This is a genomic window from Methylobacterium sp. (assembly GCF_019745455.1).
Taxonomy (GTDB): domain Bacteria; phylum Pseudomonadota; class Alphaproteobacteria; order Rhizobiales; family Beijerinckiaceae; genus Methylobacterium.
Map to the genome: position 1 here is coordinate 1 of NZ_JAIETD010000044.1, position 26191 is coordinate 26191.

At 67.0% G+C, this 26191-nt stretch carries 22 protein-coding genes; 11 read left to right on the top strand and 11 right to left on the bottom strand.

Annotated features, from left to right (window positions below):
• Positions 1 to 556 (top strand): ATP-binding protein (locus K2Y56_RS10865; RefSeq protein ID WP_292507398.1); only part of this gene is annotated, 556 nt, incomplete at its 5' end.
• Between the two features lie 10 nt (positions 557 to 566).
• Positions 567 to 944, top strand: a complete 378-nt coding sequence (locus tag K2Y56_RS10870) for a response regulator (RefSeq protein ID WP_292507399.1) — start codon at positions 567 to 569, stop codon at positions 942 to 944.
• 123 nt (positions 945 to 1067) lie between these two features.
• On the opposite strand, the gene secA is transcribed toward K2Y56_RS10870, so the two are convergent.
• Both secA and K2Y56_RS10880 read right to left on the bottom strand, forming a co-directional pair.
• Positions 1068 to 3935, bottom strand: a complete 2868-nt coding sequence (gene secA, locus K2Y56_RS10875) for a preprotein translocase subunit SecA (protein WP_292507400.1) — start codon at positions 3933 to 3935, stop codon at positions 1068 to 1070.
• Positions 3936 to 4145: 210 nt separating this feature from the next.
• Positions 4146 to 4505: a hypothetical protein gene (locus K2Y56_RS10880; RefSeq protein ID WP_292507401.1), complete on the bottom strand. Its 360-nt coding sequence runs from the start codon at positions 4503 to 4505 to the stop codon at positions 4146 to 4148.
• A 254-nt stretch (positions 4506 to 4759) separates the two neighbouring features.
• Between K2Y56_RS10880 and K2Y56_RS10885 the strand changes: the two genes are divergently transcribed.
• Complete coding sequence (locus K2Y56_RS10885) at positions 4760 to 5638, top strand: peptidylprolyl isomerase (protein ID WP_292507402.1); 879 nt, start codon at positions 4760 to 4762, stop codon at positions 5636 to 5638.
• A gap of 104 nt (positions 5639 to 5742) precedes the next feature.
• Here the strand turns inward: K2Y56_RS10885 and K2Y56_RS10890 are convergent, their stop codons facing one another.
• From K2Y56_RS10890 to K2Y56_RS10900, 3 genes are all read right to left on the bottom strand, one after another.
• Entirely contained in the window at positions 5743 to 7185 is a 1443-nt protein-coding gene (locus tag K2Y56_RS10890; RefSeq protein WP_292507403.1) for a L,D-transpeptidase family protein, read from the bottom strand.
• A gap of 181 nt (positions 7186 to 7366) precedes the next feature.
• Complete coding sequence (locus K2Y56_RS10895) at positions 7367 to 8053, bottom strand: DUF1796 family putative cysteine peptidase (RefSeq protein ID WP_292507404.1); 687 nt, start codon at positions 8051 to 8053, stop codon at positions 7367 to 7369.
• A 13-nt stretch (positions 8054 to 8066) separates the two neighbouring features.
• Complete coding sequence (locus K2Y56_RS10900; RefSeq protein WP_292507434.1) at positions 8067 to 9020, bottom strand: acetyl-CoA carboxylase carboxyltransferase subunit alpha; 954 nt, start codon at positions 9018 to 9020, stop codon at positions 8067 to 8069.
• A gap of 238 nt (positions 9021 to 9258) precedes the next feature.
• On the opposite strand from K2Y56_RS10900, the gene K2Y56_RS10905 reads away from it, so the two are divergent.
• Positions 9259 to 10044, top strand: coding sequence for a 3-hydroxybutyrate dehydrogenase (locus K2Y56_RS10905; protein ID WP_292507405.1), 786 nt, complete (start codon positions 9259 to 9261; stop codon positions 10042 to 10044).
• 78 nt (positions 10045 to 10122) lie between these two features.
• Here K2Y56_RS10905 and K2Y56_RS10910 read toward each other — a convergent pair whose 3' ends face one another.
• Complete coding sequence (locus K2Y56_RS10910) at positions 10123 to 10479, bottom strand: CsbD family protein (RefSeq protein WP_292507406.1); 357 nt, start codon at positions 10477 to 10479, stop codon at positions 10123 to 10125.
• A 348-nt stretch (positions 10480 to 10827) separates the two neighbouring features.
• Between K2Y56_RS10910 and K2Y56_RS10915 the strand changes: the two genes are divergently transcribed.
• Positions 10828 to 11916, top strand: coding sequence for an HD domain-containing phosphohydrolase (locus K2Y56_RS10915; RefSeq protein ID WP_292507407.1), 1089 nt, complete (start codon positions 10828 to 10830; stop codon positions 11914 to 11916).
• Positions 11917 to 12100: 184 nt separating this feature from the next.
• Entirely contained in the window at positions 12101 to 12898 is a 798-nt protein-coding gene (locus tag K2Y56_RS10920) for a methyltransferase domain-containing protein (protein ID WP_292507408.1), read from the top strand.
• A gap of 181 nt (positions 12899 to 13079) precedes the next feature.
• Here the strand turns inward: K2Y56_RS10920 and K2Y56_RS10925 are convergent, their stop codons facing one another.
• The 4 genes from K2Y56_RS10925 to K2Y56_RS10940 are packed head-to-tail and all read right to left on the bottom strand — an operon-like array spanning position 13080 to position 17992.
• Positions 13080 to 14381, bottom strand: a complete 1302-nt coding sequence (locus K2Y56_RS10925) for a glycoside hydrolase family 16 protein (protein ID WP_292507409.1) — start codon at positions 14379 to 14381, stop codon at positions 13080 to 13082.
• Positions 14382 to 14436: 55 nt separating this feature from the next.
• Positions 14437 to 15873 (bottom strand): hypothetical protein, encoded by a 1437-nt coding sequence (locus K2Y56_RS10930; protein WP_292507410.1) that lies wholly within the window; start codon positions 15871 to 15873, stop codon positions 14437 to 14439.
• A gap of 39 nt (positions 15874 to 15912) precedes the next feature.
• A complete protein-coding gene (locus K2Y56_RS10935; protein WP_292507411.1) occupies positions 15913 to 16818 on the bottom strand; it encodes an FkbM family methyltransferase in 906 nt (301 codons plus the stop codon).
• A gap of 34 nt (positions 16819 to 16852) precedes the next feature.
• The gene (locus tag K2Y56_RS10940) at positions 16853 to 17992 is read right to left on the bottom strand and encodes a glycosyltransferase (protein WP_292507412.1); all 1140 of its coding nucleotides are present in this window, start codon (positions 17990 to 17992) and stop codon (positions 16853 to 16855) included.
• Between the two features lie 261 nt (positions 17993 to 18253).
• On the opposite strand from K2Y56_RS10940, the gene K2Y56_RS10945 reads away from it, so the two are divergent.
• From K2Y56_RS10945 to K2Y56_RS10965, 5 genes are read left to right on the top strand one after another with little or no spacing between them, the layout of a single operon-like run.
• Positions 18254 to 18988: an HAD hydrolase-like protein gene (locus K2Y56_RS10945; protein WP_292507413.1), complete on the top strand. Its 735-nt coding sequence runs from the start codon at positions 18254 to 18256 to the stop codon at positions 18986 to 18988.
• Positions 18989 to 19000: 12 nt separating this feature from the next.
• On the top strand, positions 19001 to 20326 hold the full coding sequence (locus K2Y56_RS10950; RefSeq protein WP_292507414.1) for a glycosyltransferase: 1326 nt from the start codon (positions 19001 to 19003) through the stop codon (positions 20324 to 20326).
• Positions 20323 to 21531 (top strand): glycosyltransferase family 4 protein, encoded by a 1209-nt coding sequence (locus K2Y56_RS10955; protein WP_292507415.1) that lies wholly within the window; start codon positions 20323 to 20325, stop codon positions 21529 to 21531. Before K2Y56_RS10950 ends, K2Y56_RS10955 begins: the two co-directional genes overlap by 4 nt.
• An 8-nt stretch (positions 21532 to 21539) precedes the next feature.
• A complete protein-coding gene (locus K2Y56_RS10960; protein ID WP_292507416.1) occupies positions 21540 to 23048 on the top strand; it encodes a lipopolysaccharide biosynthesis protein in 1509 nt (502 codons plus the stop codon).
• A gap of 43 nt (positions 23049 to 23091) precedes the next feature.
• Positions 23092 to 23883, top strand: coding sequence for an FkbM family methyltransferase (locus tag K2Y56_RS10965; protein ID WP_292507417.1), 792 nt, complete (start codon positions 23092 to 23094; stop codon positions 23881 to 23883).
• Positions 23884 to 23921: 38 nt separating this feature from the next.
• On the opposite strand, the gene K2Y56_RS10970 is transcribed toward K2Y56_RS10965, so the two are convergent.
• On the bottom strand, positions 23922 to 26123 hold the full coding sequence (locus tag K2Y56_RS10970) for a carbohydrate-binding domain-containing protein (RefSeq protein WP_292507418.1): 2202 nt from the start codon (positions 26121 to 26123) through the stop codon (positions 23922 to 23924).
• Positions 26124 to 26191: the final 68 nt, after the last annotated feature.

Below are 26191 nucleotides of genomic sequence, written 5' to 3' on the forward strand. Positions count from 1 at the left end.
GGGGTGGGTTCAGACACGGGTCACTTCTCGATGGAAACTTCGGGCTCCGCCGGGTCAACTCTCAACGGAAATCAACATCGCGGACGACCTCTGGACCGTGAACGTCGATTCGAACCAGCTCGAAGGCGTTCTGCTCAATCTGACCGTGAATGCCCGCGACGCGATCACGTCGGGCGGTGCCGTCACCATCCGCACCCGTAACGTCGCCGCCGCGGAGGCAGCCACACTTCCGGGTCTCAGGAGGTCGGACTACGTCGCGATCGAGGTTCAGGATACCGGCTGCGGCATGCCGGAGGCGGTCGTACAGCGCGCCTTCGAGCCTTTCTTCACGACGAAAGCGGTCGGGCAGGGAACAGGCCTCGGCCTCAGCCAGGTTTTCGGTTTCGTCAAGCAGTCCGAAGGGCATGCCGAGATCGAGAGTCATCTCGGTGTCGGAACCACGGTGCGCCTCTTCCTGCCGCGGCACGAGCCTGTCAGTCTGCCTGACCCACGACCAAGCTCGGAAGCGTCCGACGGATCTCCCGCGCTATCCTTTCCCGTGCCGAACTTCGCCTGAGGGGCATTCCATGAGCGACGCCGCCGCACTTCGGGTGCTGATGGTCGAGGACGAGACCCTCCTCCTGGAGGTGATCACCGCAGACCTGGAGGATGCCGGTTTCGACGTCACGCCCGCCGCCACCGCCGAAACCGCCTTAAGGCTCCTGAAGGAGGGGCTGAACGTCGACCTTCTGTTCACCGACATCCGCCTGCCCGGAACGATGGACGGCTGGCAGCTCGCAGAGTCGGTTCGCGGCCTGAGGCCCGGTCTGCCCGTCATCTACGCGACGGGGTTCACCACGACCCCGCCGCGGATCATCGAGGGCAGCTTGTTCTTCACCAAGCCCTATCGGGCCTCGGCGATCATCAACGCGATCCGGACGCTGGCCGGCGGTGAGGCCCCCTGAACGGACAGGGATTCCCCTCATCCGCACGGAGCCGGTCGACCGGAGGCGACGCTGATCGCCTCCTCTGGCCCTTTACCGAAACGCTTTCCCCGCCAGGGAAGGCCCCGGACGAACTCCGCGGCCTCAGGCCGTGAAGCGGCCGTGACAATGCTTGTACTTCTTGCCTGAGCCGCAGGGGCAAGGCTCGTTGCGCCCGACCCGGCCCCAGCTCTCCGCGTCGTCCGGATTGCGTTCCAGCAACGCGGTGTCGCCTGGAGCGGCGCGCAGCACGGAAGACCCGTCCGTCCGCGAATAATCCATCTCGTTCTCGCCGGTCACGGGATCGAGGTGCTGCGCGAACATCGGCGGCAACTCGGGGGAGGGGAAGAGGTTCTGCCCCTGCTCCTCGGGCTGCTCGTACATGATCTCGATGCGGGAGAGCTGGCTCGTCACCTGCTCGCGCAAAGCCGCGACGAGGCCGTTGAACAGCTCGAACGCCTCGGACTTGTACTCGTTGAGCGGATCGCGCTGGGCGAAGCCGCGCCAGCCGATCACCTGGCGCAGGTGGTCGAGGGTGACGAGGTGCTCGCGCCAGAGGTGGTCGAGGGTCTGCAGCAGGACCTGCTTCTCGACATAGGTCATGAGCTCGGGCGTGTTCTTCTCGACGCGGGCCGCATAGGCCTCGTCGGCGGCCTTGTGCAGGCGCTCGCGCATCTCCTCGTCGGCGATGCCCTCTTCCTTGGCCCAGTCCTCCACCGGCACGTCGAGGTTGAGGACCTCGGTGATGCGCAGCCGAAGGCCCTCGATATCCCACTGCTCCGCATAGGCATTCTCGGGGACGTGGACCGCGACGAGGTCGTCGACCACGCCGTGGCGCATCTCGTCGACGGTCTCGCGAACGCTCTCCTGGCCCATGAAGTCGCGGCGCTGCTCGAACACGACCTTGCGCTGGTCGTTCATGACGTTGTCGTATTTGAGCACGTTCTTGCGCATGTCGAAGTTGCGGGCCTCGACCTTCTGCTGCGCCTTCTCGATGGCCTTGTTGATCCAGGGGTGGATGATCGCCTCGCCCTGCTCCAGGCCGAGCCGGGTCAGCATCCCGTCCATGCGGTCGGACCCGAAGATCCGCATCAGATCGTCTTGAAGGGAGAGGTAGAACTTCGAGCGGCCGGGATCGCCCTGGCGGCCTGAGCGACCGCGCAGCTGGTTGTCGATGCGGCGTGATTCGTGGCGCTCGGTGCCGATGATGTAAAGGCCGCCGGGAAGTGCCGTCTTGCGACCGGCCTCCGAGTCGGCCGGCTCTCCGGAGGCCAGCACCTTGGCGCGGTACTCGTCGATCTCCGCCTTGATCGCCGCGATCCTTGCCTCGCGATCGGACCCCTCGGGAACGTCGGCGAGCTCCTTGGCGATGCGCATCTCGAGGTTGCCGCCGAGCTTGATGTCGGTGCCGCGCCCGGCCATGTTCGTTGCGATCGTGATCGCCCCCGGCACGCCGGCCTCGGCGACGATGTAGGCCTCCTGCTCGTGGAAGCGGGCATTGAGGACCGCGAAGGTCTTGGTCACCTTGCCCTCGCGGGCCGCCTTGTAGACGTCCGTGAGCGCGTTCAGGTCCGAATAATCCAGTGCCTTGAAGCCGGCCTTGCGCAGGAGGTCGGCGAGATGCTCCGACTTCTCGATCGAGCCGGTGCCGACGAGGATCGGCTGGTGGCGGGCATGCGCCTTCTCGATCTCGGCGATGATGCCGGCATATTTCTCGTCGACAGTCCGGTAGACCTCGTCGTCCTCGTCGACGCGCTCGACCTCCTTGTTGGTCGGGATGTCGACGACTTCGAGCTTGTAGATCTCGGCGAACTCGTCGGCTTCCGTCGAGGCGGTACCGGTCATGCCGGCGAGCTTCGAGTAGAGCCGAAAGTAGTTCTGGAAGGTGATCGAGGCCAGCGTCTGGTTCTCGGGCTGGATCGTCACCCGCTCCTTGGCCTCGAGTGCCTGGTGCAGGCCTTCGGAGTAGCGCCGGCCCTGCATCATGCGGCCGGTGAACTCGTCGATGATGACGACCTCGTCGTTCTTGACGATGTAGTCCTTGTCGAGCGTGAACAGGGTGTGGGCGCGCAAAGCTTGGTTCACGTGGTGGACGAGGGAGACGTTGTGCGCGTCGTAGAGGTCGCCTTCCTTCAGCAGGCCCGCTCCGCGCAAAAGGTCCTCGATGAACTCGTTGCCGCTCTCGGTGAGCGAGACCTGGCGCTGCTTCTCGTCGAGGTCGTAATGCTCCTTCTCGAGGTGGGGCATCAGGGCGTCGACCGAGACGTAGAGCTCCGAGCGGTCATCGACCGGGCCGGAGATGATGAGCGGCGTGCGCGCCTCGTCGATGAGGATCGAATCGACCTCGTCCACGATCGCGAAATTGTGGCCCCGCTGCGAGAGCTGGCCGAGCTCGTACTTCATGTTGTCGCGCAGGTAGTCGAAGCCGAACTCGTTGTTGGTGCCGTAGGTGATGTCGGAGGCGTAGGCTTCGCGGCGCTGCTCGTCGTCGAGCCCGTGCACGATGGTGCCGACGGTGAGACCGAGGAAGCGGTAGACCCGGCCCATCCATTCGGCGTCGCGGGAGGCGAGATAGTCGTTGACGGTGACGACGTGGACGCCCTTGCCCGAGAGGGCGTTGAGGTAGACCGGCAGCGTCGCCACAAGGGTCTTGCCTTCGCCGGTCTTCATCTCGGCGATGCCGCTCTCGTGCAGCACGATGCCGCCGATCATCTGCACGTCGAAATGGCGCTGGCCGAGCACACGCTTGGCCGCTTCGCGCACGGTGGCGAAGGCGGGAACGAGAATGTCGTCGAGGCTCTTGCCGCCGGCGAGCTCGGCCTTCAGCATGTCGGTGCGGGCACGAAGCGCCTCGTCCGAAAGGGCGGCGATCTCGGGTTCGAGGGCGTTGATCGCGGCGACGCGCGGACGATAGCCCTTGACCCGCCGGTCGTTGGACGAGCCGAAAATCTTCTTGGCGAGGGCACCGAGCATCGTGAACCTACGGTCGATCGAATAAGTCAGAACGGTCTGTTGGGCCGGGCTTATAGAGGTAAATATCGGGGCGCGCATCAGACAAGGGTCCGCGCCGATCCGCCCGGGTCATGTCACCGTGATCCGAAGGGATCCAGGCATGCGAAAGCGGCCCCTGGCCGGCAGGTGTGCCGCAGGAGCCGCTCGATCCGTTCCGGACTTAATCCGGGGTCAGTTGATCTCGCAGAAGCCCGAGCCCTGTCCGGTCAAGCGGCCGCTGCTGCAGCCCGCGGAGGCCGAACGGGTCGGCTCGGAGGCGGTCGCCTGGGCCGGCCCCCGCACCGGGAGGATCGGGCGGATGAAGGCCGGGTCGCTGGCGGGCGGAGACGCCTTCTCGGCACTCGCCCGGGCACGGCTGACCGGCACGGTGACGCCGACACCGACGCCCGCCCCGACACCGACGCTTCGTCCGCCGCCGCCGCTGCTACTGCTGGCGGCGGCGCCACGGCGCCCACGCGCTTCCGCATCGGAGCTGGCCGTTGCCGCCACAATCACCGCCGCGAGGATCAAAGCCGCACGCATCGCCGTCATCTCCACGATCGACCTTTCGTATCCGGTATTCTCCTGCGGAGATCTTAAAGTCCGGTCTCGCCGATCGCGCGCATTCTCCGCTCTTGCCCGGGCCGACCCGAGCCCGAACCAGGGCAGTCTTGCCATCCGAGCCTGCGCGCGCCACCTGTGTGGCGTCCAACGCGGCCGCCCTCGAGGCCGCCCTCCCACGCCCGTGCCGTTCGGCCACCAGAAGCCGAAGGCCCGGCGATGACGCTTCCAAGGATGCTCCCGCCATGATCACGCCTTCGCATCTCTGGCTCGCGAGCGCCCTCGCGCTCGGCGTGTCCCTGCCGGCTGCGACCCTCGCGCAGACGCCGTCAGCCCCGGCCGCTCCTACACCCGCGGCGAGCGCCTCGCCCGACACGGTGGTGGCCAAGGTCAACGGCGCCCCGATCACGGCGGGCGACCTCGCGGTCGCCGGCGACGATCCGGCCCTGTCGCTGCCCGGTGTCGACGACGAGCAGAAGAAGAACCTGCTCGTGGACTACATGGTCGATCTCAAGGTCGGCGCCCAGGCGGCCGCTGCCGCCAAGGTCGGCGAGTCTCCGGATTTCCAGCGCAAGCTCGCCTATTTCAAGGACAAGCTCCTCCTCGACGAGTATCTCGAGCGCGAGGCCAAGAAGGCGGCGACGCCGGAAGCCGCCAAGGCGCTCTACGACCAGACCGTCAAGGCGATGAAGCCCGAGGAGGAGGTCCACGCCCGCCACATCCTGGTCGAGGACGAGGCCACCGCCAAGGCGGTCGCCGCGCGGATCAAGGGCGGCGAGGATTTCGCCAAGGTGGCGGCGGAGGTCTCGAAGGATCCCGGCTCGAAGACCGAGGGCGGCGATCTCGGCTGGTTCACGAAGGAGCGGATGGTCGCCCGCTTCGCCGAAGCCGCGTTCAAGATGAATGGCGGCCAGATCTCGGACCCGGTCAAGACCCAGTTCGGCTGGCACGTGATCAAGGTCGAGGAGAAGCGGGTGAAGCCGGTCCCGACCTTCGTCGAGATGAAGGATCAGGTCGACCAGTACATCACCCGCAAGGCCCAGCAGGACGTCATCCTCAAGCTGCGCGAGAGCGCCAAGGTCGAGCGGATGGACGGGGGTGCGAAGCCCGAGGGGGTAAAGTAGGCCTCCTCTGTTTGCGGTCGACCGGCGCAGCTGTGCGCGTTTCTCCTCTCCCCGCTTATGGGGAGAGGAGGGGCGCATAACTCACTTGATGTGCGAATATCCGATCAGTTCTTCGGCGCTGCGGGCGCGGAAGGCTTTGCCTGTTTGGGCTTTACGTCGGCCTTTGCCGCCGGCTTGATCACCGCCGGCTCGACGGCGGCCGTCCTGACTGGCTTTGCCGCGGCTGTGGTCTCCGGAATCGTCGCCGCGTCGGTGGCCGGCGTCGCCGGAGCGGCGCTGCCATTGCTGAACAGCCCGCCGAGCAGCTTCTGGTAGGCACTCGGATCGCCGTCGGCATCCGCCACCATCACGCGCGGCGCGGGCGCCGGCTTGGTGGGCTCCGGCACGGGAGCGGCCGCGGCGGTGCGGGTGGCGCCCTTGCGGTCGGCTGATGCCTTCTCGGGGGATTTGGCGAGGGCCGCCGCGGCGGCCTTGGTGGGAATCGGTGCCTCGGCGGCAGCCATCAGGACCGGCCGGCCCTTGGCATCGACCTCGATCTCACGCCCGGCCGCGGCGAGCGTCTCGGGGCGGCTGACCTCGCCGAGGCGGCGCTGCGCGAATTCCTTCGGATCGTAAGGAAGTTCGGGCTCGTTCGTCTTCACCAGGCTGGCAAAGGCCGTCGTCGAGGCCGGGGTGCGGAAGACCGGATTCTGGCCGCCATCCTCGTAGACCACGCGGGTCGCCGGGGTACCCTTGGCGATGAGATCGGCCACGGCCTGGTTGTCGCGATCGCGCTTCTCCGCCACCAGGGTCTCGACCCTCGGCATGCATGAGCCCGTCGCCACGTCGGCGCCGCCGAAGACGTAGCGCGAGCCGCAGACGCCGACCCGCGGCTCTTCGCCAAGGGCCTCGAAATAGTCCGAGCCCTCCTTGAGGTTCTTCCAGAATGGGGTGTGCGGGTCGTTGCGGTACTTGGCGACGTTCTGCGCCGTCATCCGGAACGGATATGACTGGAACTGGAATCCGCGCTGGCCGCCGGCGAAGGAATCGCGGGCGAGAGCGTAGATCTCGGCCATCGACTCGTCGGTCATGGCAAAGCAGCCGGAGGACGAGCAGGTGCCGTGGACCATGATATAGTTGCCGGTCCGTCCTTGCGCCCTGTCGTAGGCGTTCGGGTACCCGGTGTCGAACGAGAGATAATACGACGAGTTCGGGTTCATCTGCCCCGGCGTCACCGTGTAGAAGCCCTCCGGCGCCTGACGGTCGCCCTGCTTCGTCTTCGGCCCGAGCTGGCCCGACCAGCGGCAGATCGGGAAGGTCTTGAGCAAGGCGTAGCGGCCGCTTCCGTCGCGCTTCCACACCTCCATCTCGGCTTCCTTCTTGAAGGCGCGGATGAGGATCGGATCGTTCTGGCTCATGCCCTTCTGGGACATCAGCGCGAGGGTCTTGGGGGGCACGGGAGCGAGGTGACGGGTCGAGGCAACGCCGCCGAGGCCGCCGTCCTGGCATGCACCGAGCGAGATCGCCAGTGCGATGACGCAGGCAGTTGCGAAAGGGCGCATCACCATGGGGAACCCCGTACTTCCGTCGTGCGCGGGATGTCGCCCTGGCGCTCGAACCTCCCCAAACCCATAGCGTCGTTAAACTTACCCGACCTTTACCGCAATCACGCCGGGGCTGTCCCACGGCCCGGCTGTGGATCGCGGTCATCGCCACGGCGATGCCGATGTCCTGCCGCAATTGCCGCGCTCAGGCCTTCAGGAGGCGTGCGATGAGGGCGTCGTCGGAGGGGTCCGAGAAGCGCAGGCCCACCGAGGCGGATCGCGCCGCGACGCGCAGCCAGTTCAGGTCCGGGCGACCGAGGTCGCGGCTCTCGATTGCGGCAGCTTGGCTGTTCTCGGCGATCTGCAGGAAGGTTAAATGGTTCCTCGACGGGTGCCGCGCTAAAACGTCGCATATGCTCTGGACGATGGCATCCTCAACTGGCACCGAGGCCATGAGGTAGAACCGGTTCTCTGTGCCAGCCATCGACAAAGCCCGGCGCAGACGCCCGACGCCGCGTTCGAGGAAAGCGTAATCCGCCGCGTCTCCCGCCGGATCGTGATGGTTGAAGACGAACGGGATCAGATGGCGCTCGGCATAGCCGCGGTGCCGGCCGCGGCATTCGTCCGGCCGCGGCCGCTCCTCAAGCTTGGTGCTCTCGAGCTCCGTCCGGTCGAGGAGGAGGGCGAAGTCGTCCTTCAGGCAATCGAGCACCATGCCGGGATTGGAGAAGATCCAGTCGAAGGGACCGGACCACGTCCGCAATCCGGTGCTCTTCAGGAGCTCGGCCATGTGGCAGTGGCTGCCCAGCGAGATGTGGTTGAGGGAACCCGGCTCGCGGTTGTCCTGCCAGCCGAGCACCCGCCGAAGGGCAGAGCCGAGGCGCGTCGTCATTCGCGCCCAGCGCTCACAGCTTGCGCCCGATTTCGAGGAACTTCGCTGCCCGCCGGTCGCGGATCTCGTCCGGCCCGAGCCCGTCGAACTCCGAGAGCGCCGTGGCGATGGCGTCGCCCGCCGCGGCGAGGGCCTGCTCCTTGCCGCGATGGGCGCCGCCCGTGGCTTCGGGCACGATGCGGTCGATGACGCCAAGCCGCAGCAGGTCCTGGGCGGTGATCTTCATGGCGGTGGCCGCGTCGCTCGCTCGCCCCTGGTCGCGCCACAGGATCGAGGCCGCGCCTTCGGGGGAGATGACCCCGTAGATGGCATGCTCCATCATCAGGACGCGGTTGGCGGTGGCCAACGCGATGGCGCCGCCCGAGCCGCCCTCACCGATGACCAGCGCCACGTTCGGGACGCCGAGGGCGAGGCAGGCCTGCGTCGAGCGGGCGATCGCCTCGGCCTGGCCGCGCTCCTCGGCCTCGATGCCAGGAAAGGCGCCCGCCGTATCGATGAAGGCCAGGACCGGCAGGCCGAAGCGGTCGGCGAGCTCCATCAGCCTCACCGCCTTGCGGTAGCCTTCGGGCCGAGCCATCCCGAAATTGTGGCGCAGGCGCGCTTCCGTGGTTGCGCCCTTCTCCTGCCCGATGACGCAGACCGAACGCCCCTGGAAGCGCCCGAATCCGGCGACCACCGCGGCGTCCTCCCCGAAGGTGCGATCGCCCGAGAGCGGAGTGAAGTCGGCGATCAGTCCGGCGCAGTAATCGACGAAATGAGGACGTTGGGGATGGCGCGCCACCTGAGCCTTCTGCCAGGGCGTCAGCGCCGCGTAGATATCCGAGAGCGCGGCCGCCGCCTTGGCTTCCAGGCGCCCGACCTCCTCGGAGATTGAGACGGCGCCGTCGCGGGCCGCCACCGCCCGCAATTCCTCGACCTTCGCCTCGAGCTCGGCCACCGGCTTCTCGAAGTCGAGGTAGGAGCGCATCACCGTCATCGATTCAGGATTCCTCTTCTTCGCCGGGGCGCCCTGATTGCCTGCGAGAGGCAACCGTGGCTGCAGGGTCTCACCGAGGTGGCGCGCATCACGAACGGGCGGGGTGTTGGCGATGGCAAGGCGCCTGTCAACCACACGCCCTGATCCGGCCGCCACATGGTGGTCGACTTCGCGCTGCCCTTCGGGCACCTCCTGCAGGACGATATCGCCCGTCCGCACGGAGGCTCCCATGATCCTGAAAGAGAAGACCGCCATCGTCACCGGCTCGACCAGCGGCATCGGCCTCGCAATGGCCCGTGCCTTTGCCAGAGAAGGGGCGAACGTCGTCATCAACGGCTTCGGCAAGGCGGAGGATATCGAGTCAGCGAGATCCGGCATCGAAGCCGAGTTCCGCGTGAAGGCGGTCTATTCTCCGGCCGACCTGACGAGGCCCGAGGAGATCGCCGGCCTGATCAAGCTTGGCGAGGACAGCTTCGGCTCCGTCGACGTCCTCGTGAACAATGCCGGCGTGCAATACGTCTCTCCGATCGAAGACTTCCCGGCGGCGAAGTGGGAGCAGATCATCGCGCTCAACCTGTCCTCGGCCTTCTACACCATGCAGGCGGCTATTCCCGGCATGAAGGTTCGCAAGTGGGGCCGTGTCATCAACACGGCCTCCGCCCATTCCTTCGTGGCCTCGCCCTTCAAGTCCGCCTACGTTGCCGCCAAGCACGGCATTGCGGGCCTGACGAAGGCCGCCGGCCTCGAACTCGCCACCCACGGCATCACGGTGAACTGCATCTCCCCGGGCTATGTCTGGACGCCCCTGGTGGAGAGCCAGATCCCCGACACCATGAAGGCGCGGGGCATGACCAAGGAGCAGGTCATGAACGACGTGCTCCTGGCGGCTCAGCCCACCAAACAGTTCGTCACCGTCGAGCAAGTCGCGGCGCTCGCCGTGTTCCTGTGCTCGGATGCGGCGAGCCAGATCACTGGCGCCAACCTCCCGATGGATGGCGGTTGGACCGCGCAATAAGCTTCGAAACCCGGCAATGTTTCACGGGAAACATCTGCCGGGCCTAAGGACAGGCGAGAGCCTGTCCCGCTGAATAGCTCAGCGGCGGCCGTGAAGCAGGAGCGCCAGGCCGTAGCCGACCGCGCCTGCGATGAGCAGAGCGACGAAGGGGTTCTCCCCGACATGGGTCTCGACGGCCCGGCTGCCGTCGCGCAGGTAGGTGCCGCCACGGTTCTGAACGCGGTCGTAGGTGTCGCCAGCATAGTCGGTGACGTTGTCGGCGACGTCGCGCAGCGTGTCCTTGGCCTGGCCGTAGACGTCCTGCGCACGGCCCTGGGCCTCGCGGAAGCGGCCTTCAGCCGAGTCGCGAGACGAGCCGGCAAAATCGCCCGCCGAGCCCTGAACCTTGCCGCCGAACTCCTTGGCGGTCCCGACGATCCGATCCGTATCAACCATGGTGCTGTCCTCGCATTGCAGTGCGTGATCGGCGCCCTCTCTGGGCCGGGCACCCGCACCCTACGGTCACAGAACGCCGCTGAGGCGAAAACGGCACCGCTCACGCCAAGATTTTCGCGTGTGTTCAAAATTCAACTGTGACTGCTCGGCAGGGCTCTCTGCTGGGGAGCGTGTGGATTTTGCCAGAATCGTGAAAAATGTTTCCGTCCGGTCGGCCTAGACCTTTCGGTGGAGAGAAATTGTTGATGGATTGTCGGTTTACCATACCGTCCGAAAGTGCCGCTCGTGACACGGTTGCCAAGAATGGGAACGTCGTCGCCTGTAGGCCTCTCGGAAGCGGATCGCTCGGTGGCTCAAGAAAGCTTCGTCCTCATCGTTTCGGATCGCCCCGATCTCGCCCGGGATCTGGCGCGCGGTCTGGTGCGCGTCATCCGTAGCCGCGTCCTCACCCCGCGTGTCGCCCTGCCGGTGGAGATTCCGCTGATCGTCCTCGTCGACGTCGACGACGAGGCGAATGCCGCCGATTGGCTCAGCCGGTATCACGCCTTTCGGGTTCCTTGCCTCTATGCGCCGCGCAAGGCCGCCGCCGATGCTGCGACCGCGCCCCATCTCGTCGGCGCGACCCGGACTCTGAGTGCCGGGGCGACGCGTCCGATCATGCTTGCGGCCCTGTTCGACCTCATCGACGCCGTTCGCCAGGCCCGCGTCCAGACTGCGCGCGCTTCGGTCCGCGCCTCCCTCGTCAACGGTCTGGCCGGCCAGGCCGGCCTCGTGATCCAGGGCGCCTTCGAGGCCGCCGAAACAGGCCAGCCGGTGAAGGCGGCCGAGATCGATTCCGGGACGGAGGTCATCCTCGAGGCGGTTTCGGATTGCGGTATCCGCGCCTGGCTCGACACGATCGCCAAGCACGATTCCCAACTCTACCAGCACTCCTTGAGCGTTGCCGGCTTCGCCGCCGCCTTTGCACTGGAGCTCAACTTCAACCGCGCCGATCAGATGCGCCTGGCCAAGGCCGCGCTGCTGCACGATCTCGGCAAGGCCCGCATTCCCGTCTCCATCCTCAACAAGCCGGGCAAACTCGACGCCGAGGAGATGGCGGTCATGCGCACCCATCCCGACATCGGCGCCGACATCCTCGCCGGGCAGGGCGAGTTCGACCGGACGATGCTGGACGTCGTGCGCCATCACCACGAGATGCTCGACGGCAGCGGTTACCCTGCGGGCTTGTCCGGCGACCGGATCCCCGACCTCGTCCGCCTCGTCACGATCTGCGACATCCACTCGGCGCTCACCGAGCGCCGCGCCTATCGCCAGCCTCTGCCGCACGATGAGGCCCACGGGATCATGTGCCGGATGTCGTCGAAGCTCGACCTTGTCCTGCTCAAGGCCTTCGCGCCCATCGTCCTGCGCTCGGCGGGCTACGCCCTGGTGGATTGAGGGATCGCCCTCTGAGCCGCGACCGGTCAGGCGAGGGCCGACGAGTCTTCGCCATATCCTGACTTGTGGTCTCGTAAGGCTCGATGCTCCTCTCGCGCTTGCGAAGGGTCGAGGCGCCCATTGTCGATCGGCTCGGGCAAGTCCGTGCGCCCCTCGCTTCACCCTGCATCTTGGAGGCGGTCGCGTGGCGGGAAGCACAAGCCCCATCTGGCTCGGCCAGCAACGAGGCGTCCCGGGCTCGGGCGGCCTCGCGGACCTCGTCGACACGGCGAAGATCGGGCGCCGGACGGACGCCGCCTGGTCCGAGCTGAAGCCGACCCTCGAACGGCTCGTCAATGGGTTGAACGCCCGCTCGGTCCTCGAGATCGGCGGCGGCCGCCATCCGTTCCTCGGGCTCGAGGAGGCCGAGCGGAACGGCTTCCGGCTAGCGGTCAACGACCTCGACGCCGAGGAGCTGAAATACGCCCCGAGCGGATACGACCGCGTCGTCTTCGACGTCGCCCGCGACATCGACCGCGACGTGATCGAGATGGGAGCCTACGATCTCGTCTTCTCGCGGATGGTGTTCGAACATGTCCGCGACGCGCGAAAGGCCTGGTCTAACGTGCGGGACCTGCTTGCCCCTGGCGGCGTCGGCCTCGCCTTCGTGCCGACCCTCTACTCGCCGCCCTTCGTCCTGAACCGGCTCATGCCCGAGGTCCTGACGAGCCGTCTCGTCAGCATGCTCGACAGGAGCAGAAACGCCGCCGAAATCCCGAAATTCCCGGCCTATTACCAGGCCTGCCGGGCCAGCGAGGAGAGCCTGCGCCCGTTCCTCATGGGATTGGGCTTCCGAGAGGTCTGCGTCGTGCCGTTCTTCGGAACCCCGTACTTCCCCCGCATCCCGGTTCTGGCCCAAGTGGCGAGGGCCTTCGACCGGCTGGCCGAGGCGCGCGATTGGCGCGTCTTTGCGAGCTACGCCTACATCGTCGCCCGCAAGTAGAGGACGTCACCGGAACAGAGCGATCGCCCGAAGGCTCCGTTGCCGTCTACCGGGCGCGAAGAGGGCCCCGCGCACTTCTCGGGCGTCAAGCGGAGTGCAAGCCAAGGCCGCGGAGGCGGCCGCCGGCGCTTGAGGCCAAGCAAGAACCAAGGGCGATCGCGTTCAAACGACTGTCCCGACCTCAGCGGTAGACGCGGACCCGATCGATCCAGAGGTCGTAATAGCCTGACGGCGGCACGACGATGGGCCAGTCGTGGCTCATCGCCAGGGTCAGCATGAGGAAGAAGGGCGAGACCGTATCCTTGCGGTAGAGCGGTGCCCGGAAGACCTCCTTACCGTCGAAATAGTAGATCGTGTCGTCATCGGTGATCTCGACGCCGTAATCGTGGAAACCGAGGGTCAGGTCGGGGAGGCCGGTGAGGTTCTTCTGCGCCCGGCGATAGCCCTTGCTGCCCGCCGAAGGAGGCGGCCAGTCGTGCTCCGTCGCCACGTAGGAGGTATTCGAGTGGCCGTAGGCTTCGATCACGTCGATCTCGACGGCGCCATTGGTGTTGCTCGTTCGGATACCGTGCTGGTCGAGCAGCCAGAACGACGACCAGCATCCAGGCCCAGCCGGCACCAGCATGCGCGCCTCGAAATACCCTTTTCGGAATGCGGCCCTGGCCGAGCCGTCAGGGAACCCGGTCGAGAGATGGCCGGTCACCCATTTGCGGTTCCAGCCCCGCTCGTCCTTGAAGTTCGGCTGGTGGCTCGCGCGGATGCGCAGGAAGCCGTCCATGGCGGTATAGGATCCGACATCGTTGTTCGTGGCGAAGGCGGCGGCGCCGTATTCCTGGCCATCGGGCTTGGGTCCCAGGTGCCAGGTCTCCTTGGCGAGGCCGTCGAATTCGTCGCTCCAGACGAGCCGCCGGCCGGAAGCCGGGTGGCCGGCCCGCCGCGCCTCGGCGGCGGCCGGCTGAGCGAGGCGCTCAACGAAAACATGAATCCTCAGGTTGATCGCGGCCTTGTAGTTGTGGTTGTCGGGCAGGGTGTCCCAGCCGTGGACGTCGATCACGAGAGGACCGCGCTCCGCGTTCGTGAGGTCGACCGTCGCCGAGAAGTGCCCTTCGGCATCCGGTACGACGACGTGCCACTTCCCGCCGACGACCACGGCCACGGTCCTGAGCCCCTTGGCGATCCCCACGATCGGCGTGGGTGCCGACCGCACCCTCATGGCGGCATCCGCGATCGAGACCGTGGAGGGCGCCGGCCCGCTGATCTGGTTGTGGACCGAGACGCCGGTCGGCCCCGGCGAGGTGAGTTGAAGACCGAATGCGGAATTGCCGAACGGATCAGGCCGCACCTGCGGCTGCGCTCCCGAGAGGGCCGCACCGGCCTGGATGAAGAGACCCATGGCGAGAAGCGCGACAATGATGGATCTCGGCCGCCGACGCGCAACACTCGTCGGACGTCGCTTCGTCGGGTTTGCGTGCATCAGGATCATCGACGTCTCCCAGGCTATCGGTCCCGGCCCCGTCAATGGCCGGCAAGCTTCCGTGTCAGGCCGGCACCTCGCTGGCCGTCAGCCGCGTCTCTGCCTCAGGCTCGGGCGCGCTCGGCAACCGCGCCGAAGCGGGCTCCGCGGCGGGGGTGGCGGCCAGCGCCGCGCAGATGAAGAAGGTGAGGCCGAGATCGATGGTGGTGCCGGCGAGAAGGCCGGCGAAGATCATGGCGATGCAGGCCGAAGCCGCCGCCTGGCGGATGCCGTGGAGGTGCGGAGCCGGATCGCGCGCTGGCATCGTCAGGGTGTTCACGAGGAACAGCCCGTAGGTGATCGTGCCGATGATGCCGAGATTGGCCAGGACCGCGACGGCGACGTTCGAGGCCCGTGCGCTGCCGATCCCGACGCCGAGGCCGTAGGTCTCGGCGAAGTTCGTCAGGGCCTGGGCGTTCCAGGTCGCGCGCTCCGCCGCCGACGCGGTCGCGCCCTTCAGGAAGACGAGCTGCTGCAAGGCGTCGCCGACGAACGTCGCGCTCCTGTCGTCGATGGCGACGATGCAGCCGAGTAGGGCGAAGGCGACGGGCGCGTAGATCAGGAAGGCGACCCTCATCCGCGTCACGGTCCCGAAGACGAGGCGCAGGACGCTCGCGGCGTAGACGAAGGCGAGATAGAGCGCGAGCCCGGCATAGGCCGTGGTCGATGTCGAGGCGACGAGCGCCAGCAGCAGCAAGGCCGCCAGGGGGGCGACCAGGCGCGAGCGGTAGCCTTCGAGCCACAGAGTGAGCGTGAACGCGAAAAGGCACAGGGTTGCGCCGGCGAAGGCCGAGGCCTCCGGGAAGGAGCCCACCAGCCGCTTGATGCCGATCACCTCCGCGGTGTCGAGGATCCGGTAGGGCGCGTTGCGCATGAAGGCGAGGTAATCGGCCGTGCCGGTGAAGAAGGTAAGATAGTCGAGGCCCGCGAAGGCCAGATTGGCAAAGCCGCAGACGATCAGGCCCTTGGCGACCCAGATCTTGCCGCGATCGTCGCAGGCGAGCGCGGTGACGACGCAATAGGCGAGAAGGTCGCCGACGAAGTAGATCGTCTGCGTGATGTTCCCGCTCACCGGCCCGAGGGGGACCAGCAGGAGCCCGGTTCCGTAATCGGTCCGTGCGAAGGTGTAGACATAGGTGGCATTGGCGAAGAGGCGCGGCATGAAGACCGCCGTCACGACGCCGTAGGCGACGGTGACGAACAGCCAGAAGCCAGGTCTCGGCCAGGCGATCGCCTCGGCCATTACTCCGCGCCACGGCGACGACAGCGCCAGCAGAAACAGGAAGCCGAGAAGGAGATGCGCGGGCGGGAGGTTTGCCCCGCCGATGACTGTCAGGATCGCCGCCGACGCCGCACCGAGCAGGGTCGAGACCAGGAACAGGACGAGGGAGAAGCCCCGACCCGCGGCGAGACCGACGCAGCCGAGGATGAAGGCCGCGAGGCCGATCCACTCGAAGGTCATCGGATCATCCGCGGCGCGGCCCCGGACTCGTCCACGTTCTCACGCCGCCGACGAGGGCACGACGCGCATGTAGACGTCCGGCCGGATGATTTCCGAGGCGGCGGTCGCGGTCTCACGTTCGAGGACGTAGTCGGTAAAGGCTTCGGAGTACTCGGCAACGGGATGCTTGACGACGAAGGCGCCCTCGCCGGAGCGATCGAGATAGGCCCGCACCAGGGTGGCGCCGATGCGGTAGTTGTTGGGAAGCGCGTAGACGGTGAAGCCCGCCTCCTCGAACCGCTTCAGCCGGTCGGCCGAGGAGGGCGACAGCTCGACCGCGATCGTCTTCAGCCCCGGGAATGCCGGGAGGTTCGCGAGGATGTCGTCGAGCACGGGCCCCTCGGACCCTTCGATGTCGATCTTGATGAGGGAGACCGATGCGTCTCCCTCGATGAGGATGGAGACGGGGGTCCCCGGCACCGTCATCCGCGCCTTGCCGGAGGCGATCCGGACCGTCCCCGACCCGATGTTGCGATCCGAGCCGTCGACGATCTCGACGAGGCAGCGTTCGCCAGTGGCGGCGGCGTTGACGGGCGAGACGTTCGCCGTCCCGTTGAGGCGCAGGTTCTCGCGCAGCTTGGCGAAGGTCGTGGGGGAAGCCTCGATCGCCGTCACCTTGCCCCCAGGGCCGACGAGTCGGGACGCCAGCAGGGTGACGTAGCCGATATTGGCGCCCACATCGACGACGTGGTCGCCGGGGGCGACGCGCTGGCCGATGTAGTGGCTGAGGTTCGGTTCGAAGATCCCGAAATAGTAGATCCGCCGCTGGATGAAGTCTTGGATGTCGCAATCGACCTCGGCGCCGAAGTAGGTCCGTCCGATCCGCTTCGGACGGAGCTTGCCGGAGAGACGCATGTAGATCCGTGCCGCGACGTCGATCGCGTCGACGATTCCATTGAACCACATGACGCTGTCCTCCTTGACGATCGTGAGGGCGAGGTCAGGCGCCGGCCGAGACGAGGGCCGGAGCCGGCGAGAGACGCGGGCGCGGGGTGCTCGAGCCGAGATGGGCGCGGATGACGGCGCCCATGCGCTGCTCGAAGACCGCCACCGAGAACCGCTCGGCATGCTGCCGAATCGTCGCCGGGTCGAAGCGAATGTCTGCCAGGCGCCGCTCGGCCTCGATGATCGCCTCGACGCTCTGCTCGTGGAAGAACAGGCCCGTGACGCCCTCGACCACGGTCTCGGTCGCCCCGCCCTTGCCATAGGCGAGGACCGGTCGGCCGCTCGCCATCGCCTCCACCGGAACGATCCCGAAATCCTCCTCTCCCGGGAAGACGAGGGCTCGGCAGCCGGAATAGAGATCGCGCAGGGCCGGGAAGGGCTGCGGCCCCAGCACCATCACCGTCGGCCCCGCGATGCGCCGGATCGCCGCCAGCATCTCCCCGCCGCCGACCACGACGAGCCGCCGTCCCATGGCGTTGTAGGCCTCGACCGCGAGCTCCGGCCGCTTGTAGCCGACGAGCTCGCCCGCCATCAGGTCGTAATCGCCGCCCGGCTCATCCGAGACGATGAAGTCGTCGACGCTGACCGGAGGAGGCACGACGTCCGCGTCACGGCGATAGTAGCGTGAGATCCGACGGGCGACGTTGTGCGAGTTCGCCACGAAATGGTCGACACGGTCAGCCGACACCGCGTCCCACTGCCGGATATAATGCGCCGCGGGCATCATCAGCGCCCGTTTCAGGACGCCGGCGCCGCTGCGGTACTCGTGGAACATGTTCCAGATGTACCGCATGGGCGAGTGGCAATAGCAGATGTGGACCGAGCCCGGCGGCGGAATGATTCCCTTTGCGGGTCCCGACTCGCTGCTGATGATGAGATCGTACCCACGCAGGTCCAGCTGCTCCAAGGCCATCGGCATCAAGGGCAGGTAGTTCTTGTAGAGCTTCGCCGCGTAGGGAAGTGAGCCGACGAAACTCTGCGTGACGCGCCGCCCACGGATCGTCTCGCTCATCGCCGCGGGCTGGTAGACGTGGGTGAAGATGTCCGCCTGTGGGTACATTCGGCACAGGGCCTCGACGACCTTCTCGCCGCCGCGCATTCCCACCAGCCAATAGTGAACGATCGCGACCCGCATCCCAACTCGCTTTCGTCCCGGTGATCAGCCTGGGGATGGTGCGGTGCGACGAGATTCGAGAAGTCCACGCGACCACGGTCGTCACACCCGATGATCGAAACACTACTGATGCCCGTTCGGGATGATCTATGCGTGAATACCCTTTGTCTTGTCAGACTTTTCCCGACAGACTTGGGTTAACACCGTCTTTGCACTGCGGCATCGATCCGCAAGGTTCCTCGTTGCGGCGCGCCAAACGGTCGAGCCGAGCGAGGAGCCGCAATGGTTCAATCCGAGGCCGGTGGATCGGCCCTCCTCTCATGCGACGTGTTCGATACGCTCCTTCACCGCGACCGCCGCGCGCAGACGAGCCGCTTCGAAGTCGTTGCGAAACGTGCGGGTCGGCGCCTTCGTGAGGAACTCGGCGTCGTCGTCGAGACCCGAGCGATCCTGCAAGCACGCCTTTCCGTTCACACTCTCGCCTATCGGGTCCTCGACATCGTCAACCCGCGCGGCGAGGTCCGTTTCGCCGATCTCGTCGACGGCGTCGCCGCGATCCTGGGCCTCCACGCGCATGGCGCCACGATCATCGCGGAGGCCGAGATCGCCGTCGAGCACGAGCAATTGGTACCGAACCGGCGCCTGCTGACGTGGCTCTCAGCCGAAGCGCAGGCCGGATCCCGCGTCATCGCGATCAGCGACACCTGGCATAGCGCACGGACGATCTCCGGACTTCTCGACGCGCTCGCCCCCGGCCATCCGGTGGCCGCGATCTACACGAGTGCCGATTGGGACGCGACGAAGCGATCGGGCAGCCTTTTCCAGACGGTGCTCGACGTCGAAGGAATCGCGCCCGACCGCGTCCTTCACATCGGCGACGATCCCGTCGCCGATCTCATCATGGCGCGCGGTGCCGGGCTGCGCTGTCGGCAGGTCGAGCGGCCGGCCTATCTCCGGCTCGGCCGCAAGGTGGATGCCCTGCGCTTCCGCTTGCGCCACCCTGCCGTCTTGCACTGACGGGGCGGCGCGATGGTCCCGCACCGGTCGTTCCCAGCCGCACTCGCCGGCAGCGTCCACGCCCAGAACGCCTATGCGTTCGGCTACGTCGCCCTCGGCGCCATCCTCGCCGAGTTCGCGTCTCGCCTCTGGCAGTTTCAGCGCTTCCTGCCCGATCCGGGGCAGGCGACGCTGCTGTTCTGCGCCCGTGGCGGCCTTCGCCTGCAACTCGTCTACGAACGCTTCCTCGTTCGTACGGCGCTTGCCTCGAGCGTGCAGTCCGATAATCTCATGATCTCGCGCCTCGTGGCGGCGCGGCTCTGCGCCCTCGCGCCGACGCCTGGTCTCCTCGACGAACTCGGCCGCGAGTTCCGCGACCGCCCGATGAGCGATGTCGCGGCGGCACTGACACAGCGCGACGATCTCGAACTCCCGGCGGTCTGGTACGATCTGTTCGAGCCTCAGCGCTTCACGCGACTGATGGCCGAGACCGAAATCGTGCGCGCCGCCGTCGCGGCACAGAATGCGCTGTTCCGATCGCATCTCGAGTCGCGCACACAAGGGCGGCCGACGGTGATCCTGTGCGATACCGGCCTTTACGGCAGCACGGTGAGGCTGATGCGCGAGGCGATGCCGGAGCGGCGCTGGCTCTGCGTGCAATTCGCAAGGAGCAATTACAAGGGCTACGCGGCCCCGCACTTCGACTGCACGGTCGGCCTCAGCGTCGAGCGCGACGTCTATGCGCCATGGGACAGGCGCACCGCGGCGCTCCGGTTCTGGCACCTGATCGAGTCCGTACTCGAGCCGGAATTGCCCAGCGTGAAGTCATTCACCGCCCTGCCGGCCGGGAGTCCGCCCCGCGCCAACCTCGAGATCGCCGGCTGGCGTCAACACATCGAGCCCAGTGAGAGAGGCCTCTTCTCCGGCGCCCTCGCTTATGTCGACGGCCTCGACCGCGCCGCCTTGCCCCGGATCGCAGCAGATGCCGAGGAAGCCTGGAGCCATCTGAAGCGGGCCGTCACCTGGCCGAACCAGGGCGATGTCGCCCTGTTGGCCCTGCAGGATCGCTCCCGTGATTTCGGCCGGGCGGATCACGTCGCGCAGTTCGCCGGTCAGGCTGGGAGGGGGCGGCTCCCGCGCATTCGCGACAGCCTCTGGCGGGAGGGTGCGATCGTCCAGGCTTTCCCGCGCGTCGGAAGGCTGGGCCTCGCCCTCGTCGAAGCCGCCCATACGGTGCGAGCGATCCGGGCTGAGATCAGTCCTGCGCGGTCGCCGCAAAGCAGCACCCGGAGGCCGGATCCCTCGGAGGAGCCTGCCGGCTCGGTGCTGTCCCCGACGCCAGCGGGGTCGCATCCGTGACGGACCTGCATTCTCCCGGAACCGGCCGTCTGCGGATTCTGCACCTCGCCAACCATTGCCACGAGATCGGCAACGGCATCATGAACGTCGCCGTCGACCTCGCCTGCGCCCAGGCCGAGCAGGGTCATACGGTGTCCTTCGCCAGCGGCGGTGGCTCCTATGTACCGCTCATCGAATCGGCCGGGGTCCGGCACCATCGGCTCGACCAGCATTGGCGCCGCCCCCTCGCCGTGCCGGGCGCGCTTCTGCGCCTGCGCGCGCTCCTCAAGCGAGAGCGGCCGGACATCGTCCATGCCCACATGATGACCGGCGCCGTCCTCGCCAGGATGCTGCGGCCAGGGGCGAAGTGGCGCCTCGTCACCACCGTCCACAATGAGTGGCAGCGGAGCGCCGTTGTCATGGGCGTCGGCGACAAGGTCATCGCGGTGAGCGACGCGGTCGCCCGGCAGATGGCGAAGCGCGGCATCGCATCCAGCCGGATCGAGGTGGTGCGAAACGGACCTCTCGGATCGCCCCGCCGTCGGTACGACGGCGCACGCGCCATCGATCTCGGCTCGCCATCGATCCTGACCGTGGCGGGTCTCTATGCGCGCAAGGGCATCGCGGATCTCATCGCCGCCTTCGCGATCGTCGCCGCGCGGCACCCGCTGGCGAGCCTTACCATCGTCGGCGACGGCCCGGACCGCACCGCGTTCGAGGTGCAGGCGCGTGCGAGCGGCTATTCCGAACGCATTCGATTTGCCGGCTTCGCACCTGATCCGATGCCGTATTTCCGCGGCACCGACATCTTCGTTCTTGCGTCGCATAGCGAGCCTTTCGGACTTGTCCTCGCAGAGGCGAGGGAGGCCGGCTGTGCTTGTATCGGCTGCACGGTGGGCGGCATTCCAGAAGTGCTGGAGGAAGGGCATGCGGGACTGCTGACGCCTCCCTACGATCCGCCGGCCCTCGCCCGCACGCTCCTCGCCCTCATCGAGGATCCGGTTTCGCTCGCGCATTGGCGCAGGGCTGCGAGGCAAAATCTCGACTGGCTCTCCACCCGCCGCATGGCCGCGGACACCGTAGCCGTCTACCGGCATGCCATGGGTGCCGCGGGGCAGGACCGGCACGCTCGGAATGGGCCTGATCGGGCAGGTGCGGCGTCTCCCGTCCCAGCCATGGTGGAACGGCGACGGAGCAACCCCTCCGCCGATCCGGCGATCCGCTAAGGTATCTCATGTCAGGACGCTTCGCCCGCAATTCCGCGTACGGCACCCTCGCAGGCCTTGGCACTGCGCTGGGAAGCTTCCTCAGCATGGTGATCGTCGCCCGCATGCTGGGACCTGCGGGCACCGGTACCGTCGCTTACGCGCTCTGGATCGTGACCCTCGCGGCGACCTTCGCCGATATCGGCCTGACGCAGACCCTTGCCCGCTACGTTCCGGAACTGACCGCAGCCGGTGACGGGGACGCCGCCGCGGCCATGGCCGCCACGCTCCTCAGGATCGGGGCACTCGCCGCAATCTTCGGTAGCGCCGCCTTCGTTCTGGGCGGATTCGCGGCCGTCCGGGAGGGGGCGATTCTCCAAGGCTCCGACTGGTGGTGGGTCGGTCTCCTGTTCCTGCTGCAGTTCGCCTCCGCTCTCGGCCTCGCGACGCTGCGCGGCTTCCAGCGCTTCGACATCGCCGCGAAACTCACCCTCGGCTCCCTCGCGCTCCAGCTCACGGCGGTCACCATAGGCGGGCTCCTCCATGGCGTTCCGGGCATCCTCGCCGGCTACTGCGCGGGAAGTCTGCTGCCGATAGGGGCTGCGTTGATCCATGCGGCGGGACGGCCAAGGATCGCCGCCGATCTCCGCAGGCGCATCCTGCGATTCGCGGTTTATTCCTGGGCCGGTGCGCTGACGCTCAGCCTCGTCTGGTCCAGGGTCGAGATCTATTTCCTGGAACGATACTGGGGCGGAGAGGCCGTCGCTCTCTTCACAATCGGCTTCACCTTCTCCAACCTCGCCTCGCAGGGGCCGCTCCTGCTCACGGGGGGACTGCTTCCCTATTTCGCCGCGTCGCGCGGACGAAGCGGTATCGGCCAGATGCACGAGGTCTACGCCACCGCGACGCGGGTGATGGCGTTCCTCCTGTTTCCGGCCTGCTTCGGCCTCGCCGCCATCCTGCCGGCGCTGCTGCCCCTGGTCTACGGCCCGTCCTTCGCGGAGGCGGTCCCGGTCGGTTGCATCCTCGTCGCGGGCGCGGCGATCGGGGCGAGCGGCGCGGTCGGCTCGCACTTGATCTACGCGCATGAACGCAGCGACTTCATCTTCCTGAGTGGCGCCGTCGGGGCGGCCCTCACCCTCGCCGCCGGCTTCCTGGTGACGCCCGTCTTCGGGATGATCGGCGCGGCGCTTGCCCGCGTGGCGATCCACGCCTTCATGGTGGCCTACGGCACCTGGTTCGTCAGCCGCCGCCTGAACTGCCCGACGCCGCTCGCCTCACTCGCCAAGCTGCTCCTCGCGGCGACCCTCGCCTCACTCGTCGCCTTCGCGATCGTGCGGACGGTGCACGCGCCGCTCGTCGCGCTGCCGCTGGCGATCGCCGCCGCCGCGATCGTGTACGCCGCGTCGGTCAGGACCCTGCAGGCCCTGCCGGCTCAGGACGTTGTTCGGCTGCGCACCCTCGCGGGGCGTCTTCCCCGCCCGGCTCGCGGACCGATCGACGGCCTTCTGGCGCTCTTAGCGCCCCGAACCGCCTGACGCTCCCATGCCCCCCTTTCGCCGCCCGAAGAGGATGTCGTCGATGCTCCAAGCGTTCAAACCCCAGATCAAGCAGGCGCTCGGCGGCCTCTCCCACGCGGCGGCGCGCAAGGGCTATGTCCGCCAGGTGCTGTTCAACGCCATGGCGCAGCGTTCGCCCGAGATCACTCGCCTTCACGAACTGGAGGAATTGCGGTTCCTCTCCCACTGCTTCCTCGATTTCGAGCGGTCGTGCTCGCAGATCCTGCAGGACCTGTGGGTGACCTTCGAGACGGAGGGGCTTCAGGAGGGCTTCTTCGTCGAGTTCGGCGCCACCAACGGCCGGGTCAACAGCAACACCTGGCTCCTCGAGAAGCAATATGGCTGGAGCGGCATCCTCGCGGAGCCGAACCCGGTCTGGCACGCCGATCTCAGCCGCAACCGTGTCTGCGAGATCGAGCATCGCTGCATCGCCGCGCGCAGCGGCGAACGGGTCGAGTTCGTGACCGCCACTGATCCGGAACTGAGCACCATCGCCACCTGCGCCGCCGGCGACCATTTCGCCTCGGTGCGCCTCGCGGCTCCGCGGATCTCCGTCGAGACCTTATCGCTCAACGACCTCCTCGCCGAGCGGCGCGCGCCGATGCGGATCGACTACATGTCGGTCGACACCGAAGGCAGCGAGTTCGAGATCCTCAGCGCCTTCGATTTCGACCGCTACGACGTGCGCCTGCTCTCCATCGAGCACAACAACACCGGCGCGGAGAACGAGATCGAGGCGCTGATGGAATCGAACGGCTATGTCCGCAAGTTCCCCGAATTCTCGCAATGGGATGCCTGGTTCGTGCGGGCCTGAGGCATCCTCGCGAGTTCGATATCCGCGGCGATCCTCTACTAGAACAGGCCGTACGTGAGGGTCCCGTTCGCCGCCATAACGGCCGCATGGGGATCGAGCCAGCCGTAGCCGATGGATGCGCCGTTCGAGATGATCGCGGATTGGCCGTAATCCGTGCCGTTGAACGTGATTCCGGAGACGAACAGGTTGCGATCATTGACGAATCCGCCGGCCGCCGGATCGTAATACGCGCCCGAGTTGGCGTCGTTGATGTAGCCGATCGCGACCTCGTGGGGCCCATCACCGAAATCGCCCGTGAGGGTGATGTCCTGGCTCTGGCCGAGCGCGTGGAGGGCCTCGACGTTGAAGATCTCGCCCACCCGCTTGCCGTCGACGCTGAGAGTGAATTGCGGTGCTCCGTTCCACTGATCGCCCGAGATCTGGATCGTCAGCGTGTCGTCGCCCGGCATCGAGGGCGCCGGTGTGGGCTGGGGAACCGGCGCTGGAATCGGGGTAGGGAGTTGGGATGCGCCGGCCGAGGTGGTGAAGGTCACGGTGCCGTTCGCCGCCATGACGACGGCCTGCGGATCGAGCCAGTCGAAGCCGGCGGCGGCACTGTTCGCGATGACGTCGTCGCGGTCATGGGTGACGCCATCGAGCGTGATCCCGGAGACGAACAGGTTGCGATCGTTGACGAATCCGCCGGCCGCTGGGTCGTAATACGCACCCGAATTGGCGTCGTTGATGTAGCTGATCGCGACCTCGTGGGGCCCATCACCGAAATCGCCCGTGAGGGTGATGTCCTGGCTCTGACCGAGCGCGTGGAGGGCATCCACGCTGAAGACGCCTTCGACGCGGTTGCCGTCGACACTGAGGGTGAATTGCGGCGACCCGCTCCAGCTGTCGCCGGAGATGTGGATCGTCAGCGTGTCGGCACCCGGCGTCGAGACGGGCGGCTGAGGAACCGGTGTCGGCACCGGCTCGGGCGTCGTGGGTGGCGAGGTGACGGCCGAGGTGGCGAAAGTCACGGTCCCGTTGGCGGCCATGACGGCAGCAGCCGGATCGAGCCATTCATAGCTCACGGCAGCACTGTTACCAGTGACGTCGTCGCGGTCATACCTCACGCCATCGAGCGTGATTCCGGAGACGAACAGGTTGCGATCGTTGACGAATCCGCCGGCCGCTGGGTCGTAATACGCGCCCGAGTTGGCGTCGTTGATGTAGCTGATCGCGACCTCGTGGGGCCCATCACCGAAATCGCCCGTGAGGGTGATGTCCTGGCTCTGGCCCAGCGCGTGGAGGGCCTCGACGTTGAAGATCTCGCCCACCCGCTTGCCGTCGACGCTGAGAGTGAATTGCGGTGCTCCGTTCCACTGATCGCCCGAGATGTGGATCGTCAGAGTGTCGAGGCCGGTCGCGGGGGGGGGCGGATCCGGCGGGGTGTAGCTTGCGGTGCTGGCGCCGTAGAGGCCCGACGTGTCGGCCCCATCGGGGGACGAGATCGTCTGAAGGTCGATCGCCGTCGCTTCCGGATTATCCGAATAGATCCGGATGTAGTCGACCTTGAGGTCGTTGGGGTTGCCGGTGATGCCGGCGACCCCGCGCTGCATCGCCAGCGCGATGACGGGGTACATCGCGCCATGCATATCGGCCGGCGTCGCGACCTGCCCCACCGCTTCGCCATCGTAGTAGAAGGTGATGGTTTCGGGCGTCCAGAGCGTGCCGAAGGTATGATAGCCGGCGGTCAGGGTCGGCTGACTGGAGAAGATCGTCTGATAGGTATGCTGACCGCCTTGGGCGGTGTGAATCGTGTTCGTCAGCGCCGTCGGATCGGAGCCGAACGTCTCGACGATGTCGAGTTCCGGGGGCCAGACACCATCTGCCGCCAGCAGCCAGAAGCCGGGCCAGGTTCCCGGCTCCTCCGGCAGATCCGCCCGCATCTCGAAATAGCCGTAGGCTTGCGAGAAGCTGTTCAGAGTGTGGATGAGGCCGGACGTGTAGAGCCCGGGATAGACGAGGTCGGCGGCGGCTCCCGTGGCAGGCGCGGCTTCGATCCGCAGGGCACCGTTCGCCAGAGAAAACGGCTGGATGCCGGTCGAGGGGTCGACAAAGGCCGATTGCCCGAACCCGATGTCGACACCCGGCCGAAGCAGCGAGCCGGGCCGCGTATCGGCCCAGGTCGTCCCCACTCCGTTCGCCGAGACGCTAAAGCCGTTGAACTCGTCGTCGAAGGTCAGCCGAAAGCCGTGCAGGTCGACCATGGGAGGGCCTCTCGCGGGGATGTGCGCATGCGTGGGGGAGCGAACGCCCGATGCCGCCACTATGCCAA